Origin of the sequence: Gemella haemolysans, assembly GCF_901873445.1 — a bacterium.
GTDB lineage: Bacteria > Bacillota > Bacilli > Staphylococcales > Gemellaceae > Gemella > Gemella haemolysans_C.
Window position 1 is genome coordinate 21,005 of record NZ_CABFLN010000020.1, and the last position, 7,944, is coordinate 28,948.

7 protein-coding genes are annotated in these 7,944 nt (G+C 29.5%); 3 read left to right on the top strand and 4 right to left on the bottom strand.

What is annotated here, in order from left to right:
* Positions 1-47: 47 nt before the first annotated feature.
* The gene (locus JX287_RS03550) at positions 48-2,468 is read left to right on the top strand and encodes a G5 domain-containing protein (protein WP_204642108.1); all 2,421 of its coding nucleotides are present in this window, start codon (positions 48-50) and stop codon (positions 2,466-2,468) included.
* 303 nt (positions 2,469-2,771) lie between these two features.
* Here the strand turns inward: JX287_RS03550 and JX287_RS03555 are convergent, their stop codons facing one another.
* On the bottom strand, positions 2,772-3,677 hold the full coding sequence (locus tag JX287_RS03555) for a hypothetical protein (protein ID WP_204642087.1): 906 nt from the start codon (positions 3,675-3,677) through the stop codon (positions 2,772-2,774).
* Between JX287_RS03555 and JX287_RS09115 the strand changes: the two genes are divergently transcribed.
* Both JX287_RS09115 and JX287_RS09120 read left to right on the top strand, forming a co-directional pair.
* Positions 3,660-4,004, top strand: coding sequence for an ATP-binding protein (locus tag JX287_RS09115; RefSeq protein WP_204642117.1), 345 nt, complete (start codon positions 3,660-3,662; stop codon positions 4,002-4,004). The genes JX287_RS03555 and JX287_RS09115 overlap by 18 nt on opposite strands.
* Before the next feature lie 23 nt (positions 4,005-4,027).
* Positions 4,028-4,126, top strand: a complete 99-nt coding sequence (locus tag JX287_RS09120; protein WP_204642125.1) for an ATP-binding protein — start codon at positions 4,028-4,030, stop codon at positions 4,124-4,126.
* Positions 4,127-4,346: 220 nt separating this feature from the next.
* Here the strand turns inward: JX287_RS09120 and JX287_RS03570 are convergent, their stop codons facing one another.
* From JX287_RS03570 to JX287_RS03580, 3 genes are all read right to left on the bottom strand, one after another.
* Positions 4,347-6,668, bottom strand: a complete 2,322-nt coding sequence (locus JX287_RS03570; RefSeq protein ID WP_204642096.1) for an ATP-binding cassette domain-containing protein — start codon at positions 6,666-6,668, stop codon at positions 4,347-4,349.
* Between the two features lie 216 nt (positions 6,669-6,884).
* Complete coding sequence (locus JX287_RS03575; protein ID WP_204642098.1) at positions 6,885-7,499, bottom strand: DUF1648 domain-containing protein; 615 nt, start codon at positions 7,497-7,499, stop codon at positions 6,885-6,887.
* Positions 7,486-7,758, bottom strand: coding sequence for an autorepressor SdpR family transcription factor (locus JX287_RS03580; RefSeq protein ID WP_204642100.1), 273 nt, complete (start codon positions 7,756-7,758; stop codon positions 7,486-7,488). Before JX287_RS03580 ends, JX287_RS03575 begins: the two co-directional genes overlap by 14 nt.
* Positions 7,759-7,944 lie beyond the last annotated feature (186 nt).

The window sequence follows — 7,944 nt, forward strand, 5'->3', positions numbered from 1 at the left end:
ATAGAAATATTAAAGAAATATAAAATCATGAAAGGAAAAGACATACTATGGATAAAAAATTTTCAATCAGAAAACTTGCTGTCGGTGTAGTTTCAGTATCTATAGGAATAACTGGTTTATCAACAATATCAACTGATAACATTACTTTTGCAAATTACAGCACTCATACAGTTTCATCATCTTCTGAATATAACGGAGAAATAATATACAATATAGATGGAACTATTCTTGACTTCCAAGCATATATAATTAAAAATAAAGATAGAGTATTATTTAAACAAATGGGAGCAGAGGCTGATACCTCTCTTATAAATAAAAAAACTGGTGAAGAACATATTTTAGGTCCTGCAACCGTTAAGAATGTTCAAGACATAGGTCAAGTTTTCGTACTAGAGTCTGGTTCTTATGAACTAAATGGACTACCTCATGGTGAATACGAATTAGTGTTAGATATCTTTGGTCATGAAAAAAATACTAATAAGAAAATTAGGCTGAAATTATCAGGAAATATAGTTTATGGTGAAAATATGACTTCTCAAAATGAGAGTAACAATAAAGATAATAATGAATCTAAACCAGAAGAGAATAAAACAACTCCTGAGTATGAACTTAGTTTATCAAATAAAAAAGTTATAGCTTACGATTTTCTAAAAGGGCTAACTTATCCTACTCTTGAAAAATTGAGAACTGATATTATCAATGCTTCCGAAGAAGATATATATTCACTTTCTCACAAAGCCTCTGCTATTAAACAAATTAACTCAATAAAAAATCTTAATAATGATGACAAAGAAAGATATATAAATGAAATTTTAGAAGCTAATTTACGATCTGATTTATCTATTATTGTAGGAAAAGTACTTGAAAACGATATAATTGAAACATCTAATCTAAGTGATAAACATAAAAATCGATTAAAAGAGATACTTAATACTCTCACTCAAGAAAATTATAGTAACTTTTTTGATATTATATCTTCTGCATTAGCCATAAATGAGAGTAAAGACCTATCAGCAGAAGAAAAAGAAGCATTCTTCGATGAATTCATCAATAAATATACATCAGCGATTAACCAAGATACTCCATCATTAGACTATGAAACTCTATATAAAATGGACGTATCAATATTAATCAATAAACTTTCTTATCTAACAGATGAAGATAAAAAACTATATAAAGAAAAATTATTTGCACAAAAACCTGGATTCGGATTTGCTGGAGTAGGAGAATTGGAATATAGGATAGGATTTTTCACTAAAGATAAAATCTTAAAGAATAGTGAGTATACACTTGAATCAATAAAAGAATTTGATGCTTATAAAGAAGCAGTCGCTAAAAACGAAGAACTTCGTAAAAAGAAAGAAAGTGAACCCACATTTGATTCAAAAACTGAAAATGCAGATATTCCTTTCGAAACTATTTATAAAGAGGATAATACACTAGATAAAGGTACTGAAGTTACTGAAACTGAAGGTATTAACGGTGTTAAAGAAATCACTACTACTTACACTGTTATAAATGGTATTCGTCAAGATAATCCTAAAGTTGAAGAAAAAATTACTAAAGAAAAAGTTGATAAAGTTGTTAGACGTGGAACGAAAGTTTCAACTACTACAACTCCTGAACTTCCAAATAATACCAATAAACCTATTAGTTCTAGTACTAATGACAGCAAACCTAATACAGTAACTCCTACTGATAGACCTGTTAATTCTAGTACTGGTGACAGCAAACCTAATACAATAACTCCTGCTGATAAATCTGTTAATTCTAGTACAGATGACAATAAACCTAATATAGTAGCACCTACTGATAAACCTGCTGTCAACAATTCAAAACCTACACTAGCTAATATTACACTAGAAAATATCAATAACGATATTTCTGTTACATTAGCGACAGCAGAAACAGGTGTAAAACTAGTTACAGACGAAGTAACTAACCCTACTACATTAAATGAAGTAAAAGAAAAAATTACAAACGAAAATAATTCAATAACATCTACAACAGATATAACTAATCTTAGAGTTGTAGACTTAACACTCGAAAAAGAAGGTAAAAAATATAGCACTAATGCTAATAGAACCGTTCGTATCGCCCTATTAAATAATGAGAAAGGAAATGAGATCCTTGTTTATCACGTTAAAGATAACGGTGAGTTAGAAGAGCTAACAAAAGAGAAAAATAATCTTACTATAACTAATGACAGCGTAGAATTTACTATTAATCATTTTAGTAAATTCGCAGTAGCTAGTATTAAGAAAAATATTCCAACTCCTTCAACTAATACAAGTGAGGAACATAATAAAAATAAAGATAACAGAAAAGACCTAACTGATATTAAACCTTCAGAATCTAATCAAAATAAAATACTACCTAGAACTGGAGTATCTTCATCATCTACTGTACTTTTAGGAGTAACACTACTAAGCTTAGCTCTAATCAGTAGAAAACTAAAAAAGAACTAATTAAATAATTCAAAAAAACTAATTGGCATACAGTAATAGCCCTCCAAAATTTTTCCAAATTTTGGAGGGCTATTACCAAGCGATAAGAAGATTTTTTACTATATTTGAACTAAAAAACATAAAATCTAACTTTTAAAAATTTTCTAACCGAATACTCACCATTCTTTTCCAGAATCTGCATTAAATTTATTACCATTAGCATCTATTCCAGTAAATGTTCCATCAACATTTTGATAAACTTTAGTACCACTAAAACTATCTTATCATAAAAATTATATTTTAAATATATAATATTACCTAAGTTTACTTGATTTTAAATTTCGCTCCATGTGTGAAAAAACCTGCACCAGCTTCTATATTAAAAAAGTGCATTTCTTTAGAATTTTCCCCCATAGTTTCAACGCCGTTAGCAGGTAACATTCTATTATAATGAGAGAGCGGTCTACTATGGTCACTCATATCAATCAAATACAATTCAGAACCCCCGCCTGAAGGAATCTTCGGATCATCTCCTTTATAACTAAATGAATATTTTTTACTAAATATTCCATTTAACGAATTATTTTTCTCTTCAACACTCCATTTCCCAGCCCAGTTATCTGGAACATCCACACTAAAATATTCATTTTCATAGTGTGTACTAGATTGTTTTTCTATCTTAGTAGTGACTGAAAGTTCTTTTTTATCAATATTTTCTTTATTAAGAATACTCAATCTCTTAATATAACTTTCTATAACTTGATTGATTTCCTCAAGTTTTCTATTTATTACCTCATCAGCTGAAACAATCATTTTTTCTTTATTAATTATCTCAACTAGATTTTCAAGCCCCTTTTTTCTTTTTTCAATCTTATATTTATCGGTCTCATTAGTAATATCTTCTAATTTATTATTTTCAAATCTTGTATTATACTCATCAAAATAATACTCTTTCATTTCAGCAATAGCTGTATCATAAATCTTAATAATTTCTTCGTTTGTATCTTTATTATTTTTAGCTTCATCTAATTCATTTGAAATCAACTTTAACATATCTAATTTACTATCACGATCAGTTTCCTTTTTAAAAGTCTCAACAACATTTTGGATTTTTGTTATTTCCTTATTAATCTGAATTGACTTATAATAACTTTTATAAGAATAAAAAATAACTACTAATAAGAAAACTAGAATTGAAATAATAACCTTTAAATTTTTCTTTACTTTCATTTTTTATACCTCCTAAATACATTATATCAATATAGAAAAGAATTAAAAGATTTTGATTTTTCATTTAACCCAAAGATTAATAAAGAAAAAATACTAGATTACAAACATTTAAGATTTATAGAAAATAAGGAGAATATACTATTTTTGAGCATTCCAAGAGTAGATAAAACACACTTAGCCACCTCTATAAATATAGAGGCGGCTAAGAACAGAAAAATTACGTATTTTATAAATTATCATGATTCAATACTACAATTAAAACAAGAAAAACTTGAGAGTAGATTAGAAACTAGATTAAAGTTTTTTCAAAATATAAGTATCTTATAACAGATGAGATATGACATCTTCCAATCGATAAGGGAGTGAATAATCCCTTATTCCAGCTTATAAATAAACGTTATGAGCTTAGTTCTACAATAATAACTACACATAAACCATTTTCTGAATAGAGTGAAGTATTTGAAAACAGTATACTAGCTAGCACCATATTAGATTGACTACTACATCATTCTCACGTAATAAATATAGTTAGCTCTTCATACAGACTAAAAAAACTTTTCTTAAATTTACTAACTAATTTAGACCGATTGTATAATTTTATTTTGTCTTTTTGTATATCTGTACATTGATATTAACAATAATTATTTCATATTTTGGGTACCTTTAGCATTATTCAGTTCTCAACGCTTCGACTGGATTTTTCTTCGCAGCTATTCTTGATGGAATGATACTAGCTATAAGTGTTAGTACTAAACTAAGTGCTATTAATCCGATTGATGCCTGAGCGTTTAATGATGCCGTGAAGCTCTCCACTTCTAATCCCTTAGCAACTGCTCTACTAATTGGAATAGATAGAAGCATAGTCACCACTACACCTGCAGCTCCAGAAATAAATCCGATTAATCCTGCCTCTGCGATAAAGATTCTTGTAATATCTTTTTTACGAGCACCGATTGCACGGAGAATACCTATTTCTTTCGTTCTTTCTACTACAGATACATACGTTAGTATCCCAATCATAATAGATGATACAATTAATGAAATTCCCGCAAATGCCGATAAGATTAATGAAATTGTATTAATCATCTGTGACATAATTGTTGTCATCTGCTTCGCCATATCCGCATATGTGATACTATATTTATGATAATCTGAGCTGTCTGATCCATATTTGTCAGCCACTTTCTTATTGAAATTATTAATAACTTCTGCTATTTTATCACGATCATTGAAAGATTTTGGATAAAGCATAATTGCGCTTGGTGTAGATTTTCCACCTATTGTCGCAAGAATCTGATCTGCCATATCCGCATCAATCTTCTGACGCGTCGCCACATTTACAGTTTTATCCTTTTCTTGTGCAACTACAATATCAGATTTAGCCTCTTTTTCCAGCATCTTATTTTGTAATGATTTTGTATATCCGATTGTCATCTGAGGTCTAGTAAAACTATCTTTAGCTTTTAATATAGCCACTATCTTAACCTTCGTTCCCGAATCATACATCTTAGTATCAACATCACGTGGAACAAAACCATCACCAATTTTTCTATAATAGTTATTATTATCTATAACGCTAAACTCTTTTCCAATAATATCTTCATACTTAACTTTTGAATTTTCATCAAAACCTAACGCTTTCAACGTAGCTTTGTCAATTTCGTTATTTTTCGCAGTAAATAATACAACTTCATTTTCACTAGGATATTCAAAATTATCTTTAGATGATTTTACCACTTCATATTGATTCATAATCATATTCTTATCTTCTGGCAATACTCCAAAAATACCCTCACCTAATGCGTCTTGATCTTGTTTTACAGCAATTACATCACCTTTTGCATTTTTAGTCAACGCCTGTATTGTATATCCTTGAGTAAATTCAATCGCAGAATAATAATCCTTCGCATTATTTTGAATATAGTTTATAAATGTTTCTCCATTTCCTAATGCGTCCACCGAATATAAGTTTCTATGTATATCACGGCTAGACTTCGGTACTAATTCTGAGCCATTAGAGTCTTTTTCTGAATTGTCATCATCAACACTAAGTCCGAAGTTTACTTGATTTGCACTAATCATAATCGGCATAGATGATAAGTTTTCATTTTGCATCGTTTGAATATATTTATCCATTCCCGATGAAATAGACAATACTAGACCTATACTAATAATCCCTATACTGCTAGCAGCAACTGTCATAAATGTACGGAATTTCTTCGTAAGTAGGTTCTTAAAACTAGATTTTATCGCACTATTAAATGCCATCGCAGTTTTTTTCAAAGTAAAACCATTATCAGCGACTTCTTCAGCTACATACGGATTTGTATCTTCCTGAATCTCTCCATCTTTAACCCTTACTATTCTATCACTATATTTTTTCGCTATTTCTGGATTATGCGTTACCATTATAACTAACTTCGTCTTACTTATCTCTTTTATAAGCTTCATAATTTGAACACTAGTCTTACTGTCTAACGCTCCTGTAGGCTCATCAGCAAGAATAATCTTTGGATCAGTTACTAATGCACGAGCAATCGCCACCCTTTGCATCTGACCTCCAGAAAGTTGGTTAGGCTTTTTATAAAGATGCTCCGTTAAGCCAACATCTTCTAATACTTTCTTAGCTTTTTCATGATTTTCTGAATTAGAATGCCCTGAGATAGACAAAGCTAATTTTACATTCTCAATAACACTTAAATGAGATATTAAATTATAACTTTGAAATACAAAACCTATAGTCCCATTTCTATAACTATCCCAATCTCTATCTTTAAACTCTTTAGTAGAACGCCCCATAAGAGCCATATCACCAGATGTATATTTATCTAAACCACCTATAATGTTTAATAGCGTCGTTTTTCCACTTCCACTCGCACCTAAAATCGATACAAATTCATTTTCTCTAAAATGAATATTTACAGATTTTAGTACCTCTACTTCACTACCGCCAGTATTGTACTTCTTAACTATATTTTTAAGTTCTAACACTCTAAGTCCTCCTAATCTAATTTCATTGAAAATAATAATTAGTTTACATAAATCATTTTTATAATTTCCATTATAACACAAACCTCTAATCCCTAAAAGTAATACCCTAAATGATTAAATCTAAAATAAATTCCAGCTCAAAGAAAAAACTGGAATTTAACCTAGGAATAATTTTCATCTGAAGTCTACTTTCAAAGTTTAAAATAGAATAAGTTTCTAACCTTTATATTTCTTAACCAAGTAAAAAGGTAAAACCGTAGAGGCAATTGCAGAAATAACTATTAAAACTAATGCTACTGTTGAACTAAAGAATCCACTAATAAATATAGCAACTCCACTAAAGGTCATAAGTAATGCATAGGCTCTAATCACTTTTTGCTCATTTACACCTTTTTCTAAACCAAAAAGATTAAAATTATATTTTCCCCAAAATTCTTTTTTTGGCAGATAATTACCAAGAATAATGAACACTATACCTATAACAAACGCTGTTAGTTGTGTAACATTAAAATTATTATCTAAAGCATATGCTATTAATCCGCCTTGAACTAGAACACTTATCAAAGGCACAATCCCCTTAATTATTAGTGCACCTTTTTTAGGAGTTTTATCAAAATCCACTACTAGTGAAATTATAATCTGTACTACCGTAAAAAATACAGGCATCTCAATAATTGCACGAGTCTTACTCACAAAATTATCAGGCTCTCCCTTAAAATTGAAATGCACAGCTATTTGATCAGGCAATACATTAAAATAATACACCCCTATTAATATCGGCAATAAACAGATACCGACACTTAAAAACAAACTTTTTTTATCTACTCTCATCGTTTTTTCCTCCTAAACCATAGATCCAGACAAGCACTTCTTCGAATACACTGACATTTAATTCATAGTATATAAAATTCTTATGTCTAGATTCTAATATCAAACCTGCTTTTTTTAATTGCGTTAGATGATACGATACAGTCGCTCCAGACAAATTAAATTCTGAAGCTAACTCTCCTGCACTTTTCTTCTCTTCTTTCAACATTTCTAGTATATTTCTTCTTACTGGATCAGATATCGCCTTTAAAGTTTCACTCATCCCATGTATATCACCCCTTTATATAGCGAAATATAGCGAACTGCAATTCTATTTAGATATCTTTCTAAATAGATTATAACTCTATTATTTATTTTAGTCAATAACTATTTAGAAATTTTTCTAAATAGTTATTGAAATTTGTTTAACACACCCTATTAGCTGTACTATAAATTATGATATTTTTAT